The 17695-nt window shown below is 64.2% G+C and carries 17 protein-coding genes; 6 read left to right on the top strand and 11 right to left on the bottom strand.

Annotated features, from left to right (window positions below):
* The first annotated feature begins 98 nt into the window (after positions 1-98).
* From Q7T64_RS02535 to Q7T64_RS02525, 3 genes are read left to right on the top strand one after another with little or no spacing between them, the layout of a single operon-like run.
* Positions 99-947, top strand: coding sequence for a TauD/TfdA family dioxygenase (locus Q7T64_RS02535; protein WP_304790658.1), 849 nt, complete (start codon positions 99-101; stop codon positions 945-947).
* On the top strand, positions 944-1669 hold the full coding sequence (locus Q7T64_RS02530) for an SDR family oxidoreductase (RefSeq protein ID WP_304790655.1): 726 nt from the start codon (positions 944-946) through the stop codon (positions 1667-1669). The genes Q7T64_RS02535 and Q7T64_RS02530 overlap by 4 nt, the downstream gene beginning before the upstream one ends.
* A 34-nt stretch (positions 1670-1703) precedes the next feature.
* Complete coding sequence (locus Q7T64_RS02525; protein ID WP_304790652.1) at positions 1704-2714, top strand: tripartite tricarboxylate transporter substrate binding protein; 1011 nt, start codon at positions 1704-1706, stop codon at positions 2712-2714.
* A gap of 13 nt (positions 2715-2727) precedes the next feature.
* Here the strand turns inward: Q7T64_RS02525 and Q7T64_RS02520 are convergent, their stop codons facing one another.
* Complete coding sequence (locus tag Q7T64_RS02520; RefSeq protein ID WP_304790649.1) at positions 2728-3654, bottom strand: LysR family transcriptional regulator; 927 nt, start codon at positions 3652-3654, stop codon at positions 2728-2730.
* A 94-nt stretch (positions 3655-3748) separates the two neighbouring features.
* On the opposite strand from Q7T64_RS02520, the gene Q7T64_RS02515 reads away from it, so the two are divergent.
* Positions 3749-4519, top strand: coding sequence for an SDR family NAD(P)-dependent oxidoreductase (locus tag Q7T64_RS02515; protein ID WP_304790646.1), 771 nt, complete (start codon positions 3749-3751; stop codon positions 4517-4519).
* A 91-nt stretch (positions 4520-4610) separates the two neighbouring features.
* Here the strand turns inward: Q7T64_RS02515 and waaA are convergent, their stop codons facing one another.
* From waaA to Q7T64_RS02500, 3 genes are read right to left on the bottom strand one after another with little or no spacing between them, the layout of a single operon-like run.
* Positions 4611-5912, bottom strand: coding sequence for a lipid IV(A) 3-deoxy-D-manno-octulosonic acid transferase (gene waaA, locus Q7T64_RS02510; protein ID WP_304790695.1), 1302 nt, complete (start codon positions 5910-5912; stop codon positions 4611-4613).
* A gap of 2 nt (positions 5913-5914) precedes the next feature.
* Positions 5915-6922, bottom strand: a complete 1008-nt coding sequence (gene waaC, locus Q7T64_RS02505) for a lipopolysaccharide heptosyltransferase I (protein ID WP_304790642.1) — start codon at positions 6920-6922, stop codon at positions 5915-5917.
* 32 nt (positions 6923-6954) lie between these two features.
* Positions 6955-8331, bottom strand: coding sequence for a phosphomannomutase/phosphoglucomutase (locus Q7T64_RS02500; RefSeq protein WP_304790639.1), 1377 nt, complete (start codon positions 8329-8331; stop codon positions 6955-6957).
* 210 nt (positions 8332-8541) lie between these two features.
* Between Q7T64_RS02500 and Q7T64_RS02495 the strand changes: the two genes are divergently transcribed.
* The gene (locus tag Q7T64_RS02495; RefSeq protein ID WP_304790636.1) at positions 8542-9372 is read left to right on the top strand and encodes a symmetrical bis(5'-nucleosyl)-tetraphosphatase; all 831 of its coding nucleotides are present in this window, start codon (positions 8542-8544) and stop codon (positions 9370-9372) included.
* Here Q7T64_RS02495 and Q7T64_RS02490 read toward each other — a convergent pair.
* From Q7T64_RS02490 to Q7T64_RS02465, 6 genes are read right to left on the bottom strand one after another with little or no spacing between them, the layout of a single operon-like run.
* Positions 9369-10115 carry a 1-acyl-sn-glycerol-3-phosphate acyltransferase gene (locus Q7T64_RS02490; protein ID WP_304790633.1) on the bottom strand — a complete coding sequence of 249 codons (747 nt, stop codon included), beginning with the start codon at positions 10113-10115 and terminating at the stop codon, positions 9369-9371. The two genes, Q7T64_RS02495 and Q7T64_RS02490, sit on opposite strands and share 4 nt — an antisense overlap.
* Before the next feature lie 6 nt (positions 10116-10121).
* Positions 10122-11414 carry a dihydroorotase gene (locus Q7T64_RS02485; RefSeq protein ID WP_304790630.1) on the bottom strand — a complete coding sequence of 431 codons (1293 nt, stop codon included), beginning with the start codon at positions 11412-11414 and terminating at the stop codon, positions 10122-10124.
* A 3-nt stretch (positions 11415-11417) separates the two neighbouring features.
* Positions 11418-12377: an aspartate carbamoyltransferase catalytic subunit gene (locus tag Q7T64_RS02480; protein ID WP_304790627.1), complete on the bottom strand. Its 960-nt coding sequence runs from the start codon at positions 12375-12377 to the stop codon at positions 11418-11420.
* A complete protein-coding gene (pyrR, locus tag Q7T64_RS02475; RefSeq protein ID WP_304790624.1) occupies positions 12370-12876 on the bottom strand; it encodes a bifunctional pyr operon transcriptional regulator/uracil phosphoribosyltransferase PyrR in 507 nt (168 codons plus the stop codon). The genes Q7T64_RS02480 and pyrR overlap by 8 nt, the downstream gene beginning before the upstream one ends.
* Positions 12863-13252 (bottom strand): Holliday junction resolvase RuvX, encoded by a 390-nt coding sequence (ruvX, locus tag Q7T64_RS02470; protein ID WP_304790620.1) that lies wholly within the window; start codon positions 13250-13252, stop codon positions 12863-12865. The genes pyrR and ruvX overlap by 14 nt, the downstream gene beginning before the upstream one ends.
* A 9-nt stretch (positions 13253-13261) precedes the next feature.
* Complete coding sequence (locus Q7T64_RS02465; protein WP_304790617.1) at positions 13262-13906, bottom strand: YqgE/AlgH family protein; 645 nt, start codon at positions 13904-13906, stop codon at positions 13262-13264.
* A 213-nt stretch (positions 13907-14119) separates the two neighbouring features.
* Here Q7T64_RS02465 and Q7T64_RS02460 point away from each other — a divergent pair, with 213 nt between their 5' ends.
* The gene (locus Q7T64_RS02460) at positions 14120-15643 is read left to right on the top strand and encodes a deoxyribodipyrimidine photo-lyase (RefSeq protein ID WP_304790615.1); all 1524 of its coding nucleotides are present in this window, start codon (positions 14120-14122) and stop codon (positions 15641-15643) included.
* 123 nt (positions 15644-15766) lie between these two features.
* Here Q7T64_RS02460 and Q7T64_RS02455 read toward each other — a convergent pair.
* Positions 15767-17695: response regulator (locus Q7T64_RS02455; RefSeq protein ID WP_304790611.1), on the bottom strand; the 1929-nt coding region annotated here is incomplete at its 5' end.

Below are 17695 nucleotides of genomic sequence, written 5' to 3'. Positions count from 1 at the left end.
TTAAAGGTATTGGCGCGGAATCTATTTTGTATTGGACGGTTTGGGAAGCGTTCAACTAAGCTGCGGCACACCAAATCAAAATTTGTCAGGAGCGCCATATGAAAGTCAGCAGCAGTCTTGAAGTGAAACCATTGACCGGATCTTGCGGGGCCGAATTGTTCGGTGTCGATATTTCACAGCCTTTGTCCGCAGCGAGTGTCAAGGACATCCGGCAGGCGCTGCTGGACCATGGGGTGATTTTTTTTCGAGACCAGACGCTGACGCCGGAAGCTCATCGCGCTTTCACCCTGCTGTTCGGCGATCTGGTCAGTAATCCGGTCTATGCCCATGTCGAGGGGTTTCCGGATATCATGCCGGTCGTCAAAGAGGCAAACGACAAGTACAACATCGGCGATACCTGGCACTCGGACATGTCTTACATGGATGTCCCGCCGCTGGGCTCCTTGCTGTATGCGCGTGAAGTCCCGGAGGTTGGCGGCGATACGCTGTTTTCCAATATGTACCTGGTCTGGGACACACTGCCCGGGCCGCTCAGGGAAATGATCGACGGCCGCAATGCTTACCACTCCGATCGCTACCTGACCTCGCGCGTGACCGAGCGTAACGCCGGACGCTCCAGCAAGATCAAGCTGGATGTCCAGCCAAGCGAACGGCTGGCGCTGCACCCGATGGTGCGCACCCATGACGAAACCGGCAGGAAATGCCTGTACGTGAATTTCCCCTTTACCTGGGCCATCGAAGGCATGAGCCGGGAAGAGAGCCTGCCCATCCTGAATCAACTCTACGCACACTCGTCGCGCCCGGAATTTACCTGTCGCTTCCGCTGGCGCAAAGGCTCGCTGGCATTTTGGGACAACCGCAGCGTCATGCACTACGCCTGCAACGACTATCAGGGCAAGCGGCGCGAGATGCATCGCACCACGGTTGCCGGCACTGTGCCCCGATGAACGACAACGACTGCTTTACGCTGGTCACCGGCGCCACCAAGGGCATCGGGCGCGCCATCACCGAAAAACTGTTGGCGCAAGGGCACCGGGTGGTCGGCATTGCCCGCAGCGCGGACCCGACTTTTCCGGCGCCGCTGCTGCTGGCCGACCTCGCTGATCGGGTCGCCAGGAAACAGGCGCTGGCGCAAGTGGTTGCCGCCTACCCGATACGGCGACTGGTCAACAACGCCGGCTTCAATCGGATGCAGCCGCTGGGCGAGATCACCGACGACGCGTTCGACGAGGTGTTCAATCTGAATATCAGCGCCACCGTCGATGTGACCCAGGCTGTGCTGCCCGGCATGCAGGCAGCCGGCTTCGGGCGCGTCGTCAATATCTCCAGCCGCTCCTTGCTGGGCCGGGTGGGTGGCAGCATGTATGCGGCGGCCAAGGCAGGGCTGGTCGGACTGACCCGTTCGTGGGCGCTCGAACTGGCGGCCAACGGAATCACCGTGAACTGCGTGGCGCCGGGACCGGTGGCGACCGAAATGTTTGCGCATAACAATCCGCCGGATCTGCCGCGCAGCAAGGCAATGCTGGCTTCGATACCGATGGCGCGCATAGGAAAACCGGAAGAAATCGCTGCAGCGGTTGCGTATTTCCTGTCTACTGAGGCCAGCTTCACAACTGGCCAGACCATGTATGTCTGCGGCGGGTCAAGCATAAGCCAGAGTCAGTACTAAGCAGCCCCATCAAATAAAAACAGGAGACATCAGAATGCGAACAGTAAAACCGATGACAGAGCAGGTACCAAATAAATTCAAACGCAAGCTTGCGCTTGCCGTTGCCCTGGCAATCGGACTGCCGGCTGCCTGTCTTGCACAGGCTTATCCGAGCAAGCAGATCCGGATCGTGGTTGGCTACGCTCCTGGCGGCACGACCGACATCATCGCCCGGGTGCTGGCCAACCGACTCACCACCACCATGGGTCAACCGGTGATCGTGGAAAACCGCGCCGGCGCCGGTGGCAATATCGGCGCCGAGCTGGTCGCCCGCTCTGCGCCGGACGGCTACACGCTGCAACTGGGCACAGCCGGCAACATGACCGTCAATCCGTCCATTTACACCAACATGAGCTTCGATACGGTGCGCGACTTTCAGCCGATTTCGCTGATCGCGACACTGCCGAACCTGATGGTGGTGAATCCCAAAGTGCCCGCCAAAAACGTGCAGGAATTTGTCGCATGGGCCAAGGCGCGACCGGGGCAAGTATTCTTCGGCTCCTCGGGCACCGGCAACACGCCGCACATGACGGCCGAGTTGTTCAATCTGGCCGCCGGCCTGAAAATGGTCCATGTGCCGTACAAAGGCAGCGGACCGGCACTGACCGATCTGATCGGCGGCAACGGCGTGCAGGTGATGTTTGACAATATGCCCTCGGCGATCGGTTTCGCCAGGAACGGATCATTGCGTGCGCTGGCAGTGACCAGTCCTAAACGGGTCGCCAGCGATCCGAATCTGCCGACCATCAGCGAATCCGGCTATCCGGACTTTCAGGTGGTGACATGGTTCGGGCTGTTCGCACCGGCGCGCACGCCGGCTGATATCGTCGAACGTTTGCATCGTGAAGTGGCTGAAGCGGTCCGCTCGCCGGAAGTGCAGAAAAAGCTGATCGAACTTGGCTCCGAGCCGACCAGCAATACGCCGGCCGAATTCGCAGCACTGGTGAAGTCCGATCTGGTCAGCTGGGCCAAAGTGGTCAAGGCGGCCAATATCAAAGCGCCCTGAGCCACTGCCGCACTCAGGCCCAATCCGCAGCGCTACGGCTGTCCTGCGGGTTCGGCTTGCTGCAGTTCTGGCGCACATACTGGCGAAAGGCATGGACCAGGCGGCTTTTGTCCTGGGCTCGCCAGCACACGCAAGATGTGACCCGCGTGGTGGGCTCGACGAACGGACGGAATACCAGGCCGGCGATGTTCACCATGGTCGAGCTTTCGGGAACGATCGTGACGCCCACGCCCGCCAGGACCAGGCCCAGGGCGGCGTGAATGGTGCCGACTTCTTCGCCTTTTTTCACCGGCACGTTGTGCTGACGCAGGAATGCGGCGATGGTGCCGGACAGGCCGACGTCACCGCGCAGCGCCGGGAACAGAATCAGGTTTTCGCCGGCCAGTGCCGCCACCGGAACGCGCCGCTTGCGGGCCAGCCGATGGTGTGGCGGCAAGGCCAGCACGAAGCCTTCATCATTGACCTCGACACTGGCGATTTCGGGGTGGCGCGGCGGTGGGCGAAAAATGCCGATGTCGATATGCCCGCTCAGCAGCGCGCTTTCTTTTTCATTGACCGTGATTTCACGCAGCGAAACCGCAATGCTCGGGTGATGCTGGCGGAAGCCGGGCAAAATTTGCGGCAACAGGGAATAAGCAAGCGAGTGCACAAAGCCGATCACCAGTCGTCCGCCGCGCCCGGCGCCGGCGTCGCGCGCTTCAGTGACGGCTTCGTTGGTCGCCGCCAGTATCTGCATCGCTCGTTGCGCGAAAACTGTTCCGGCATCGGTGAGCGCCACGCCGCGCGGATTGCGGTAAAAAAGCGGCGTGCCGATTTCCGATTCCAGGTCATGGATCTGTCTGGACAGCGGCGGTTGCGCAATTCCCAGCTGGGCCGCGGCCTGGCCGAAATGCAGGGTTTCCGCAACCGTCAGGAAATAGCGCAGGTGACGTAGTTCCATGTGCTCGATGGTCCTCAATATTTTCTTTGGCCGATTAAATCATAAGCAGGCCACATTGTTCGTCACTGAATTGTATTGATAGATTGGAGTGAAGATGAATTCGAAGCACAAGCCCGACAGCAAGGTCGCCATCGTCACCGGCGCGGCGCGCGGCATTGGCCTGGCGATTGCCAGCCGGCTGGCCAGCGACGGCTACAAGACCGTATTGCTGGACCGCGATCCCGCCGTGGCACAGGCTGCCGGCGCCCTGCAGCAAGCTGGTCACGCAGTGCGCAGCCTGCAGATCGATATCAGCGATGAGGCGGCGGTGCTGGCGCTGCCGCAGGCGCTGGCAGACTGGTGGCCGCTGCTTGCGGTCCTGGTCAACAACGCCGGCATCTCCCCCAAGCATGATGGCAAAAAACGCGAAGTGATCGACATGCCGCTGGAAGAGTGGCGCCGGGTGCTGGACGTCAACCTGACCGGCACCTTCCTGATGACGAAAGCTTGCCTGCCGGTGATGAAAGAAAATGGATGGGGACGGATCGTGATGATCACCAGTCAGTCGGCACGTACCCGGACACCGGTGCCCGGCGCGCATTATTCGGCGACCAAGTCAGGCATGACTGGTCTGGCGCGCGTGCTGGCCGGTGAAGTCGCCGCGTTCGGCATTACAGTGAATTGTGTTGCGCCCGGACGGATCGAGTCCGAGATGACGGCCGCTGTCGGCGGCGACGTCAATGCCCGCCTGGCGGCGACGGTGCCCACCGGACGCATGGGGCGACCGGAAGAGGTTGCGGGTACGGTTGCTTTTCTGGTGTCGCCTGATGCCAGCTACTCGACCGGCGCCATCATCGATGTCAACGGCGGCAGCTTCATGCCTTAGCAAGGTCGGCTGAGGAGGCGGCTTGCGGGCGCTTGAGCGCCGTCACACCGATCTCGGAATCGGCCACTTTCTGACCATTGGCCAGCGCCCGTTATCGCGTCCCAACTCGAGCGTCGGCCCGGTTTTCGATCAGCGGACGCAATAATTCCAGCGTGCGCGTCGTCGCACCCCGGTGCTGCCGGGCAAATTCCAGCGCCTGTCGCCCCATTTGCTGCTGGCGTGCGGCGTCGGCAAACAGGCGGCCGGCCTGCTCCAGCACCTGCGCCGCATCGCTGCATCGGATCGCCGCGCCGGCGGCAATGGCGGCATCGGTAATCGCGGCAAAATTGAAGGTGTGCGGCCCGACCAGCACCGGCTTGCCCACCGCACAAGGCTCAATCAGGTTTTGCCCGCCCAGGGGCAACAGGCTGCCGCCGACGAAAGCGATATCGCAAGCGCCATAGTAGGCGAACATTTCTCCCATCGAATCGCCCAGGTAGACGGCAGCGCCGCCATTGAAGGGGGATGGTCCGGCATCGGCTGCGGAGCGACGGATCAGCCGCAATCCGCGCTGTTCTATCATTCGCGCCACCTCGTCAAAGCGCTGGGGATGGCGTGGCACGATCACCAGCAAGACGTTTTCCAGCGGCGCCGCGGTCCAGGCGTCCAGTATCAGCGCCTCTTCGCCATCGCGCGTGCTGGCGCACAACAGCACCTGTTGCGCCGGCATGCCGGCACGCAGGCGGGCCGCCAGTTGCAGCATGGCGGGTGGCACGGCGACGTCGAACTTGACACTGCCGACCACCTCCACGGGCGCGACGCCCAGCGCGGCGATGCGGCGTGCATCCTCGTCGGTTTGCGCCGCCACCAGCGAAATCTTGCGCGCCGCTGGCCCCATCAATGCGTGCAGGCGCTGCGCACGCCGCAGCGAGCGGGCCGACAAGCGCGCATTCACCAGCGCGACCGGCACCTGGTGGCGCACGCATTGGTGCAGCAGGTTAGGCCACACTTCGGTCTCCATCAGCACGCAGGCAAGCGGGCGGAAGTGGCGCAGGAAACGGGCAACGATCCAGCCGATGTCATAGGGCAGATAGCATTGCCGCACGCGCTGGCCATGCCCGGCAAACAGGGCCGCGCCCGTGGCGCGGCCGGTCGGGGTCATGTGCGTGAGCAGCACCCGGCAGTCCGGCCAGGCCTGCAGCACGGCATCGACCAGCGGCTCTGCCGCCCGCGTTTCGCCAACAGAAACAGCATGGATCCAGACTGTGCGGCCGGCCGGCCCGGCGCGGCGATACCAGCCAAAGCGCTCGGCCACATGCAAGCGGTAGCCGGCCTCGCGCTTGCCGCGCCACCACAGCCGAAACAGCACGGCAGGCAATGCCAGGTGCCAGGCCAGCGAATACAGCCAGCGCACGATCATGCCGACGGTCCTGCGTTGTGCGGCAGCAGGCTGGCAACGGCTTGCCAGACGGCATCAATACCCGGCGCCTGCCCCTGGTCGCCCAGGTTGATGATGTTCGGCGACCAGTTGCCTTCTGTCTTCCAGCGCGGCGAGTCGCAATAGATTTCCACGGTCGGCCGCTGGTAGGCGGCGGCCACATGCGTGAGGCCCGTATCGACGCCGACCGCCAGCGCGGCATGGGCGGCCAGGCCAACGGCTTGCATCATTGGCAGGCGCGGCAGGACTGTGCAATTGCGGCTGCCGGCGGCGATCTGTTGCGCCACTTGCTGCTCTTGCTCGCTTCCCCACGGCAGCAATACCGGCATGCCGCGTGCATCCAGCATCCGCGCCAGTGCGATCCATGACGCGACCGGCCATTTCTTTGCCGCCCGCGCAGTGCCGTGGAAAAAGACGGCGTACTCGCCCGCCGGCATCCAGGGCCAGCGGCCGCCGTCTGCGGCAACCGGCAATGCCATGCCGAAGTCGGGCGCGGTGTCGATCGGATAAGCCAATGCCTGCGCCGCCACCAGGCGGCCGCGCTCGACTGCATGACAGCGGCGCGGCACGGCAATGCTGCGGGTGTGGAACAGGCGCGATGCCCCTTCGTAGCCGGAACCTTCGGTGGCATTGGCCAGGCCAATCCGCGGCGCCCCGGGCTTTAACCTGGCCAGGCCCAGCACCAGGCCGGTTTTCAGCAGGCCCTGGGTATCGAATGCCATGTCGTATGTCTCTTGCCGCAGTGCGGCCAGGAAGGCGCGGATCTCGGTGCGCGTGGCAGGCTTGAACAAGCTGCGCCGCCAGCGCCGCAGCGCGAACGGGATGATGCGATGCACGCCGGGATGCAAGCGCACCAGGTCGACATAGCTTTCTTCCACCACCCAGTCGATCTGCGCGCCGGGAAACCGGCGCTGCAAGTCGGCCACCATCGGCATGTTGTGAACCACGTCGCCGAGCGAGGAGACGCGTACGAGCAGGATCTTCACGAAATGTCAGCGCAAACGGCCAGCAGCGGCGATCAATACGGCATCACTGCGTCTGGCTTTGCCGCCAGCAGGACGCGCTTGAACTCTTGCTGTATGCGCTGCAGCGCCTGCGGACTTTCGGCCTCGAATCGCATCACCACGACCGGCGTGGTGTTGGACGAACGCGCCAGGCCAAAGCCGTCTTCATATTCGACGCGCAGGCCATCGATCGTGATCACTTGCTGGGCGCCGGGGAAAGTGGCCTCGCGCTGCAGCTTGTCGATCAGGCGGAAGTTCTCGCCTTCGGCCAGCTTGAGCTGGAGTTCGGGCGTGCTGGTCGATTGCGGCAAGGCATTGAGCACGGCCGAGGGGTCACGCTCGCGGCTCATCAATTCCAGCAAGCGCGCACCGGCATACAGGCCGTCGTCAAAGCCATACCAGCGATCCTTGAAGAACACGTGGCCGCTCATCTCGCCGCCCAGCGGCGCGCCGGTCTCGCGCATCTTGGCCTTGACCAGTGAATGGCCGGTCTTCCACATCAGCGGCTCACCGCCATGCTGGCGCACCCATTGCGCCAGGTGCCGTGTGCATTTGACGTCGTACAGGATTTTCTGCCCCGGATGGCGGGTGAGCACATCGGCGGCGAACAGCATCAACTGGCGATCCGGGTAAATGATCTGGCCGTCGCGGGTGACCACGCCCAGTCGGTCGCCGTCGCCATCGAAAGCCAGGCCCAGTTCGGCATCGGTTTCCTGCAGGCAGCGGATCAGGTCTTGCAGGTTCTCGGGATGCGCCGGGTCGGGATGATGGTTGGGGAAAGTCCCGTCGACGTCGCAAAACAATTCGATCACTTCGCAACCCATCGCCCGGTACAGGTCGCCGGCAACGGCGCCGGCGACGCCATTGCCACAGTCGATTGCGATCTTCATCGGTCGCGCCATGCTGGCGTCGCCGACGATGCGATCAAGGTAGGCCTGGCGGATATCATGCTGGCGCAGGCTGCCCTGGCCGGTCGCAAATTGCTGCGCAGTGATGGCGCGGTACAGGTCCTGGATGGTGTCGCCATAAATGGCATCGCCTTCCAGTACCATCTTGAAGCCGTTATAGTCAGGCGGGTTGTGGCTGCCGGTGACCATGATGCCCGAACGCGGACCCAGCACCTGGGTCGCGTAATAGAGCATCGGCGTGGCGACCATGCCGACATCGATGACGTCCACCCCGGCCGACTGCAGTCCCTGCGCCAGCGCCGCCGACAATTCGGGGCCGGACAGACGGCCGTCGCGGCCAATGACGGCGGCCGATGCACCGCGCGCGCGCACCGCACTGCCGAAAGCGCGGCCAATCTGGCGCGCGACCTCGGCGTCGAGTGTCTGGCCGATGATGCCGCGGATGTCGTAAGCCTTGAAAATGGAAGCGGAAATGTCAGTCATTTTTGGGTTCTTGTCGAATGTCATGCTGCCCGCAGGTATCATCGATACCCGGTCGTCTGCCGCAAGTGGTGATGCCGCGCACCGACATTCTAGTGCAAACAACACCCCTGTCAGCCGGCGCCAGCGCAAGCGCCTGGCTTTTACTTTCGCCGTTTGCTGTTTTTTTGATCTTTGCCCTTTTCCTGACCCGCTGCCAACCCAAGGCCCCCGATGAGTCCTACCTACGCGATTGGCGATGTACAAGGCTGCGAGCACGCACTGGCGATGCTGGTCGAGCGCGTGCGCCGGGAGGGCGACGAGGATGCGTTTTTCGTCTTCGTCGGCGACCTGGTCAACCGCGGGCCGCAATCGCTGGCGTCCTTGCGCCACATGAAATCGCTTGGCGAGCGCGGTGCGGTGGTGCTTGGCAACCATGACTTGCACCTGCTGGCTGCGGCCCACCACATCCGTACGCCGCATCGGCTCGATACGCTGGACGATATCCTGGCCGCGCCGGACCGCGACGAACTGCTGGACTGGCTGCGCCGCCAGCCGCTGGCGCTGCTGCGCGACGGCCATTTGTTCATCCATGCCGGGGTGCTGCCGCAATGGAGCGTGCAGCAAACCCTGGCGCTGGCGCACGAGGTGCAGCAAGCGCTGAGCGGCCCGGACTGGGTCGCATTCCTGCGCGACATGTACGGCAACATGCCCGACCAGTGGGATGACAAGCTCACCGGCCATGACCGCCTGCGCTGCATCGTGAATGCATTGACCCGGATGCGGTTTTGCGATGCCGGCGGCCGCATGGAATTCAAGACCAAGGAAGCCGCTGGCGCAGGCGTAGCGCCGGCCGGCTTCATGCCGTGGTTCGACGTGCCCGGCCGCAAGACGGCGCACACCACCATCGTCTGCGGCCACTGGTCCACGCTCGGGCTGGTGCTGCGCCCGGACCTGATCGCGCTCGATACCGGCTGTGTCTGGGGCGGCAAGCTCAGCGCCATCCGGCTGCATGACCGGGCGCTGTTCCAGGTGGATTGCGCCCGCTACCAGGAACCCGGCTAAAGGACGGGGTCGGGTCGGGCTGCCAGCGCTTCGGCAATCGCGGCGCGGGCGGCGTCGGCCAATTCGCGCCGATGGGCGTTCGCGGTCGGTATCGGCGGCAACAGGGTCACTTCGGCAATCAGGTCGCGCGTCGCCAGGATCGTCATCACGCTTTGCGCGAAAGTGGTGTCGCCCACGAAGTCGGCGCCCGCATGCAATTCGCCGGCCTGGTCCACATAGCGCACGGTATACGGATGGACCGGCACGCCGGCTTCAATCGCCGCCTCGAAAAGATTGGCATGGAAAGGCAGTACGGTGCCCTGGGTGGCTGTCGTACCCTCGGGGAAAAACGCGACCCGCTCACCGCCACGCACGCTCGCCACCAGGCCCTGGTAAATGCGGCGCACGTCGCGCTGCCGGCCACGGGCAATGAATACGGTGCCGGCCTTTTCGCAAAGGAAACCCACCAGCGGCCAGTCGCGGATGTCGGATTTCGCAACGAAGCGGCACGGCTGGCGTGCATTGATCACGAAGATGTCGAGCCAGGAAATGTGGTTCGACACGATCAGCGCCGGCTCGCTGTCGTCGATGCCGGCCGGCACGCGGGTGCGCACCTGCACGCCGCAAATGCGCAGCAGTTTGACCGACCAGCGCCGCACCAGCTGATCGCGCCGCCTGCTATCGGCCAGCGGAAAGACCACGACGCAGGTAGCCAGGCCGGCGGCCAGGTGCACCAGCAGCCGCAGCAGGTACCAGGCGCGCATCAGGCGTCAGCGCGGCGGGCGATGATAGACCACCTGCCCGCCGAGCAGGGTTTGCTGGACCTGGCCCGTCAACTCAAATCCCAGGAAAGGCGTGTGCTTGCCCTGGCTGGCCAGCGCGCCTGGCGCCACTTTCCAGCGTGCTGCCGGATCGAAGATGCAGATGTCGGCGTCGCTGCCCGGCAAAAGCTGGCCGCAGGCCAGGCCCAGCACGCGGGCCGGCTCGGACGTCACCTTGGCCAGCGCGCGCGACAATGCGCCGGGGTTGGCCGCATCGCTGTCGGCCCAGCGCAAGGCCAGCGACAGCAGCAATTCAAGGCCGGTTGCGCCGGGAGATGCCTCCCCGAACGGCATCATTTTCTCGTCGTCGTCGACCGGAGTGTGGTCCGAACAAATGGCGTCGATGGTGCCATCTGCCAGGCCGGCGCGGATCGCGTCACGGTCGCGTTGCGAGCGCAATGGCGGTACCAGGCGCGCATTGGAATCGAAAAAGCCGATATCCATGTCGGTCAGGTGGACATGATGGGCGCCGACGTCGCAAGTGACCGGCAAGCCGTCTTTCTTTGCCGCACGCATCAGTTCGATGCCGGCTGCCGACGACAGCCGGCACAGGTGGACGCGGGCATTGGTTGCCCGCACCAGTTCGAATATCGTGTGCAGCGCAATCGTTTCGGCAATCACCGGCACGCCGGACAGGCCCAGCCGCGATGCAATCGGGCCGCTGTGCGCCACGCCGTGGCGGCCAAGGTGCGCATCCTGCGGTCGCAGCCAGACGGTGTAGCCGAAGGTGTTGGCGTACTGCAGCGCGCGCAACAGCACATTGGTGTCGGTAATGACCTGGTCGGCCTGGGAGAAGCCGATGCAACCGGCCTCGGTCAGTTCTGCCATTTCGGTCAGGGCCAGGCCTTTGAGGCCCATGGTCAGTGCGCCCAGCGGATGGACATGCGCCTTGTTGAGCAGTCGGGCCCGATGCGTGAGCATCTCGACCAAGCCCGGTTCATCGAGCACCGGATCGGTGTCCGGCGGACAGACCAGCGTGGTGACACCGCCCTGCACCGCCGCCTGCAATTCCGACTCCAGCGTGGCCCGGTATTCGTAGCCGGGTTCGCGCAGCCGCACCGAAAGGTCGACCAGCCCGGGCGCGACAACCAGTCCACGCGCATCGATGCTGAGGTCGGCCCGAAAGCCGTCCGGCGCGCGGCCGATGCCGGCCACCTTGCCGGCAGCGACGTACAGCGCCGATTCGGCATCGACCTGGTTGGCCGGGTCGACCAGGCGACCGTTGATGATTTCAATCTTCATGGCTCAGGTCCCCGCCAGTATGCTCATTACCGCCATGCGCACCGCAATGCCGAAGGTGACTTGCGGCAGGATCACGGCCTGCGCGCCGTCGGCCACGGCGGAGTCGATCTCGACGCCGCGGTTCATCGGACCCGGGTGCATGACGATGGCATCCGGCCTGGCCAGCGCCAGCCGCTCCGGCGTCAGGCCGTAGCTCTTGAAGAATTCCTGCGCCGACGGCAGCAGCGCGCCGCTCATCCGTTCGTTTTGCAGGCGCAGCATGATGATGACGTCGACATCCTTCAGGCCTTCATTCATGTTGGTGAAGACGCGCACGCCCATCTGCTCCAGCCCGCCCGGCAACAGCGTGCGCGGACCGATTGCGCGCACTTCGGGAACGCCCAGCGTGGTCAGCGCGTGGATGTCCGAGCGCGCGACCCGGCTGTGAAGGATATCGCCCACGATCGCCACCCGCAGCTGGGTGAAGTCCTTCTTGTAGTGCCGGATCGTGTACATGTCCAGCAAGCCCTGCGTCGGATGCGCATGGCGGCCGTCGCCGGCATTGACCACGTGCACATGCGACTGGCCGGTATCGGACAGATGGCGCGCGATCAGGTAGGGCGCGCCGGACTGCGCATGACGCACCACGAACATGTCGGCATGCATCGCCGTCAGGTTGTCGATGGTGTCGAGCAGCGACTCGCCCTTGTTGGTACTGGAGGCCGAGATATTGAGGTTGATGACGTAGGCCGACAGCCGTTTGGATGCGATCTCGAACGTGGTGCGGGTGCGCGTGGAGTTTTCGAAGAACAGGTTGAACACGCTCTTGCCGCGCAATAGCGGGACCTTCTTGACTTCGCGGTCGCCAATGCCGACGAACGAGGACGCCGTATCGAGTATGCGGTCGATGACTGCCTTGGGCAGCCCCTCGATGGTGAGCAGGTGCTGCAGCTCGCCGTCTTTATTGAGTTGTGGGTTATGCATGGTCCACCGTAAAGGAGAGCCGTCCGTCGTCTGCCTTTTGCAGGACCAGCGATTGCGCTGGCGGCAACTGTACGGTGGCGGCGACGAAATCGGCGGCAATCGGCAACTCGCGTCCGCCACGGTCGACCAGCGCCGCCAGCATGATGCGGTCGGGACGACCGTAATCGAACAGTTCGTTGATGGCCGCGCGCGTGGTGCGGCCGGTATAGAGCACGTCGTCCACCAGCAGGATGCTGGCGCCGTCGACAGAAAACCCGATCTGGCTCGGCTTGACCTGCGCATGCAGGCCCTTTTCGGCAAAATCGTCGCGATAGAAAGAGACGTCGATGAAGCCCAGGCGCTGCGTCAGTTGCAGCTCGGCCGCCAGCCGCTCGGCCAGCCAGGCGCCGCCGGAATAGATGCCGACGATCGCCGGGTTTGCGACAGCAGACAGCGCTTGCCGGACCTGCGCTGCGAGCGTCTGGTACAGGGCTTCTGCATCAAGATCAGGATTGGGCATGTTCGTCAAAGTATTGTTGCAGGATGACTGCGGCTGCCTGCGCATCGATCCGCTCGCCTCGCCGCTGCGGCAGCACTGCCGACGAGAAGCGCTCGTCAACCAGCACGGTTTCCAGGCCAAAGCGGCCATGCAGTTGATTGGCGAAGCGTCGGCATCTTATCGTCATCTCGTGTTCCGCGCCATCAGGATAACGCGGCAGGCCGACCACGCACACGCCCGGCTGCCAGTCCTGGACCAGCTTGGCGATTGCGCGGAACTTGCCGTCGTTGGTCGCTTCGTCGATGATCAGCAGCGGCTGCGCCTGGCGCACGACGGTATTGCCAACCGCCACCCCGATGCGTTTGAGGCCGAAATCAAAGGCAAGGCAGGTTTTCAATGGCGCCGCTCAGGCGTGCCCCGCCTGGCCGCTGAGCATGCTGGGGTCGATGCCCAGCAAACGCATCGCCGCCACGAAGCGATCCTGCACCGGCAGGTCGAACATGATCGACGGGTCGGCGCGCACCGTCAGCCAGCCATTGCGCCCGATTTCCTCTTCCAGTTGGCCGGCGCTCCAGCCGGCGCAGCCCAGCGTGACGACCATGCGCTCGGGGCCGGTGCCGGCGGCAACCGCCTCCAGCACGTCCTTCGAGGTGGTCAGTGCAACCTGTCCGGTCACGGTCACGGTGGATGAGTACGCGCCGCAAGGCGCATGCAGCACAAAACCGCGCTCAACCTGGACCGGGCCGCCAAACAGCACCGGCCGGTCGCCCACGCCCATGCGGGTCGGCTGGATCTCCAGCGCAAGTTCGAGCCGCTCGAACAGCACGTTCATCGTCATGTCGGTCGGCTTGTTGACGATCACGCCGAGTGCGCCGTTCTCGTTGTGCTCGCACATATAAACGACGGTGCCGCCGAATACGGGGTCGAGCATGGACGGCATCGCGATCAGGAAATGGTCTGCCAGGTGCAGGCCGGTATCTGCCTGGTCCTGGCCGGCGGCGACGCCGGCTGCGGGGCGGGTTTCGGAATGACTGGTCTTCGACGATGGCATGGGTGGATTTTATCAGCTTTGCTTGTCAATTCATCACATCGGGCTTGGCTGTATGATGTCGCCTGCCCGGCCTTTGGATCGCGCTTTGCGGGTTCCACTTCCGGATACCGCTTTTCCCTACTTTTTACGCGTGTTTCCGTGTCCGCCCCGATCTGCGCCTGGATTGCAGTTTGACGCGAGCCCGGATGGCGCTCTTGATTCCACGCATTCCCAATGTCCAGACTTAAGCGAAGTCTTGTATGGTTCCGGCGCGACCTGCGCGATTTCGACCATGCCGCCCTGCATTACGCGATGCAGCACAGCAGCGCCGTGTTCTGCGTTTTTGTGTTCGACCGTGAAATCCTCGACCCGTTGCTGGAAAAAGGCCTGAAGGCCGACCGCCGCGTGGAATTCATTTTCGACAGCGTACAGGAACTCGACGCCGCTTTGCGTGCCCGCGGCGGCGGCCTGATGATGCTGCACGGCATTGCCACTGATGAAATCCCGCGCCTGGCCGACGCCTTGCAGGTCGATGCGGTACTGGTCAACCGGGACTATGAACCGGCAGCAGTCGCGCGCGATGCGGCCGTCGCGGCTGCGTTGCAGGCGCAGGGCAAACGCCTGCAGAGCTTCAAGGACCAGGTGATTTTTGAACAGTCCGAGGTGCTGACCCAGGCCGGGGGCACGTACGGCGTATTCACCCCCTACAAAAATGCCTGGCTGAAAAAACTGCTGCCCGAGGCTGCTATCGCGGCCGCCGACATCCCGGCGCTGGGCGCATTCCTGTCGGACCCGCCGGCGGCAACGCTGGCGGCGCCGCCTGGCGCACCAGCGCCGCTGTCGCTGGAGACACTCGGCTTCGAGCGCACCAACCTGCGCCAGCTTGGCATTGCCACCGGCATGTCGGGCGGCGCCGCGCTGATCGAAGATTTCATTCCACGGCTGGCACGCTATGACCACGCGCGCGACTATCCGTCCGTGAAAGGCCCGTCCTATCTGTCGGTCCATCTGCGCTTCGGAACGGTTCCGGTGCGCGCCCTGGTGCGGCTGGCACTGGATGCGATGCGCTCCGGCGCCGGCGGCGACGGCGCGCGCGTCTGGCTGGGCGAACTGATCTGGCGCGATTTCTACTTCATGATCCTGCACCACTTTCCGCATGTCGTGCAGCACGCCTTCCGACCTGAATACGAGCGCGTCGAATGGGAAAGCGGCCCCGAGGCAGACCAGGATTTCGCCGCCTGGTGCGAGGGCCGCACCGGCTACCCGCTGGTCGACGCCGCCATGCTGCAACTGAACCAGACCGGTTACATGCACAACCGCCTGCGCATGGTGAGCGCCAGTTTCCTGGTCAAGGACCTGGGGATCGACTGGCGGCGCGGTGAACGCGTTTTCGCAGAGCGGCTCAACGATTACGACCTGGCGGCCAACAATGGCGGCTGGCAATGGTCGGCGTCGACCGGTTGCGATGCGCAGCCCTGGTTCCGCATTTTCAATCCGGTCACGCAGTCGCAGCGCTTCGATGCCGAAGGCAAGTTCATCCGCAAATACCTGCCGGTGCTGGCACGGCTGTCGTCCAGGGACATCCATGCCCCCTGGCTGGCAACGGCCGAGTCACTCGGCCAGGCCGGGGTGCGGCTGGGAGAGAACTACCCGCGTCCGCTGGTGGCGCACGACCTGGCACGCAAGAAGACGCTGGAGCGCTACGGGGTGGTGAAAAAAGGCGCAGGCGCGGAAGATCGGCCGATGCAGGACGATTGATGCCGGACTGTTGACGCAAACGATGGATGCAGAGCGATCCGCGCCGCACGATCGATGCAGCGCGATCATGCGGCACGATTGATGACCTGCGATTAACCCGGGGCAATCGCCCCCATCCGGCGGCTAGCTGGCGGTCACCTTGCGCTCGACAAAACCCTTTACCAGAGCCAGAAGTTCGGCCTCCTGGTATGGCTTGCCGACGTATTCGTTGACGCCCAGCTCGGTTGCATAATTGCGATGCTTGGCCGCCGTGCGCGATGTGATCATGATGATCGGCATCTGCCGCGTGCGCTCGTCGCTGCGGACATTGCGGGCCAGGTCGAAACCGTCCATCCTGGGCATTTCAATGTCGAGCAGCATGATGTCCGGCGTGATCGACTGCAACTGTTCAAGCGCATCGATGCCGTCCTTGGCCAGCACTACCTGATAGCCTTCGCGCGCCAGCAGCCGCTGCGTCACCCGACGCACGGTCAGCGAGTCGTCGACCACCATGACGATGGTCTGCGAGCGCAAACCCTGTACCGACTCGGTCCCGGCAGCTTCTTCCAGGCCGATTTCGGCCACTGCGCCCATCTCGCCGGCGGCCTGCGCATCACCCGGTCGCGGCAAGCGCAGCGCATTGGCCGAGGCACGCTGCGCCAGGGGCACAGGATTCAAGATCAGCACGATGTCGCCGGTGCCCAGCACGGTGGCGCCGGCGATACCCACCAGGCGCGACAGTTGCGGGCCAATGTTCTTGACTACTACCTCGCGGTTGCCGATCACTTCGTCGACATGGATCGCCACCCGCTCGTTGCCGCTGCGCAGGATCATCAGCGGTGAATACTGCTGCGTCACCGGCACGCTGACGGCGTCGCCCAGCAGCGCCGGCAGGTAATGCAGCGCCACCTGCTGGCCCTGCCACACCACGGCGCCGGCGTTGTAGGACGAGGCCAGCGCACCGGACTTGAGCTGCTGCACCTGCTCAACCAGCACCGACGGCACGCCGAATATCTTGCCGCCGGCCGACAGCAGGACCACCTGCGTGACGGCCAGCGTCAGCGGCAGCCGGATCAGGAAACGGGCGCCCTGGCCAGTGTCGCTTTGCACTTCAATGCGCCCGCCCAGCGAGGCCGCTTCCGAGCGCACCACGTCCATGCCGACGCCGCGGCCAGCCAGCGCGGTGACTTCGGATGCGGTGGTGAAGCCGGGATGGAAAATCAGGTCGCGCAACTCGGCGTCGGCCGGCTGTGCATCGGCAGCGAGCAAGCCTACGGCCTGCGCCTTGTTGCGGATGCGCGCCAGGTCGAGTCCGCCGCCATCGTCGGAAAACTGGATGACGACCTCGTTGCCTTCCTGCCGCACTTCAAGCTGGATCTCGCCAATCTCGCTTTTTCCCGCCTGCGCACGCGCCGCACGCGACTCGATGCCGTGCACGATCGCATTGCGCAACAAGTGCTCGAACGGCCCGACCATTTTTTCCAGCACGCCACGGTCGATTTCCACCGATCCACCGCGCACGTCGAGGTTTACGCGCTTGTCCACTTCCTTGGCGGTCTGTCGCGTGACGCGGTACAGCCGTTCCGAAATGCTGGCGAACTGCACCATGCGCACCCGCATCAGGTCCTGCTGTAGTTCGCGCGTGAGCCGTGCCTGGCTGTCGAGTGCGGCGTCGGTATTGTCGAGCGAGCGCGACAGCGTGCCCTGCAACGAGGCGACGTCGTTGACGCTCTCGGCCATCATCCGCGTGAGTTCCTGCAGCCGCGTGAAACGGTCGAACTCCAACGGGTCGAATTCACGCTCGGTAGACGACGCCATCTGCGAAGTCATCTGCGATTCGGCCTGGATCTCGATCTCGCGCAATTGGGAACGCAAGCGCGACACGTTCTCGGTCAGGTCGACCAGCGACTGGCGCAAGCCACCCACTTCGGTTTCCGCGCGGGAACGTGCAATCGACACTTCACCGGCCTGGTTGACCAGGCGGTCGAGCACATCGGCACGGACCCGCACCAGCGGCACGGCCGACACCGGCGTCGGCGCGTCAGCGGCGCGCCGGACAGGCAGTTCAGGACT

Origin of the sequence: Lacisediminimonas sp., from assembly GCF_030645335.1 — a bacterium.
Taxonomy (GTDB): Bacteria; Pseudomonadota; Gammaproteobacteria; order Burkholderiales; family Burkholderiaceae_D; genus Lacisediminimonas.
This window is presented reverse-complemented; position numbering and strand designations above follow the sequence as displayed.

What these genes read in the sequence shown, in the direction of transcription:
- Q7T64_RS02535 (WP_304790658.1), top strand. Translation starts at nt 99, where the DNA reads ATGAAAGTCAGCAGCAGTCTTGAAGTGAAACCATTGACCGGATCTTGC.
- Q7T64_RS02530 (WP_304790655.1), top strand. Translation starts at nt 944, where the DNA reads ATGAACGACAACGACTGCTTTACGCTGGTCACCGGCGCCACCAAGGGC.
- Q7T64_RS02525 (WP_304790652.1), top strand. Translation starts at nt 1,704, where the DNA reads ATGCGAACAGTAAAACCGATGACAGAGCAGGTACCAAATAAATTCAAA.
- Q7T64_RS02520 (WP_304790649.1), bottom strand. Translation starts at nt 3,654, where the DNA reads ATGGAACTACGTCACCTGCGCTATTTCCTGACGGTTGCGGAAACCCTG.
- Q7T64_RS02515 (WP_304790646.1), top strand. Translation starts at nt 3,749, where the DNA reads ATGAATTCGAAGCACAAGCCCGACAGCAAGGTCGCCATCGTCACCGGC.
- Q7T64_RS02500 (WP_304790639.1), bottom strand. Translation starts at nt 8,331, where the DNA reads ATGACTGACATTTCCGCTTCCATTTTCAAGGCTTACGACATCCGCGGC.
- Q7T64_RS02495 (WP_304790636.1), top strand. Translation starts at nt 8,542, where the DNA reads ATGAGTCCTACCTACGCGATTGGCGATGTACAAGGCTGCGAGCACGCA.
- Q7T64_RS02490 (WP_304790633.1), bottom strand. Translation starts at nt 10,115, where the DNA reads ATGCGCGCCTGGTACCTGCTGCGGCTGCTGGTGCACCTGGCCGCCGGC.
- Q7T64_RS02485 (WP_304790630.1), bottom strand. Translation starts at nt 11,414, where the DNA reads ATGAAGATTGAAATCATCAACGGTCGCCTGGTCGACCCGGCCAACCAG.
- Q7T64_RS02480 (WP_304790627.1), bottom strand. Translation starts at nt 12,377, where the DNA reads ATGCATAACCCACAACTCAATAAAGACGGCGAGCTGCAGCACCTGCTC.
- pyrR (WP_304790624.1), bottom strand. Translation starts at nt 12,876, where the DNA reads ATGCCCAATCCTGATCTTGATGCAGAAGCCCTGTACCAGACGCTCGCA.
- Q7T64_RS02465 (WP_304790617.1), bottom strand. Translation starts at nt 13,906, where the DNA reads ATGCCATCGTCGAAGACCAGTCATTCCGAAACCCGCCCCGCAGCCGGC.
- Q7T64_RS02460 (WP_304790615.1), top strand. Translation starts at nt 14,120, where the DNA reads ATGTCCAGACTTAAGCGAAGTCTTGTATGGTTCCGGCGCGACCTGCGC.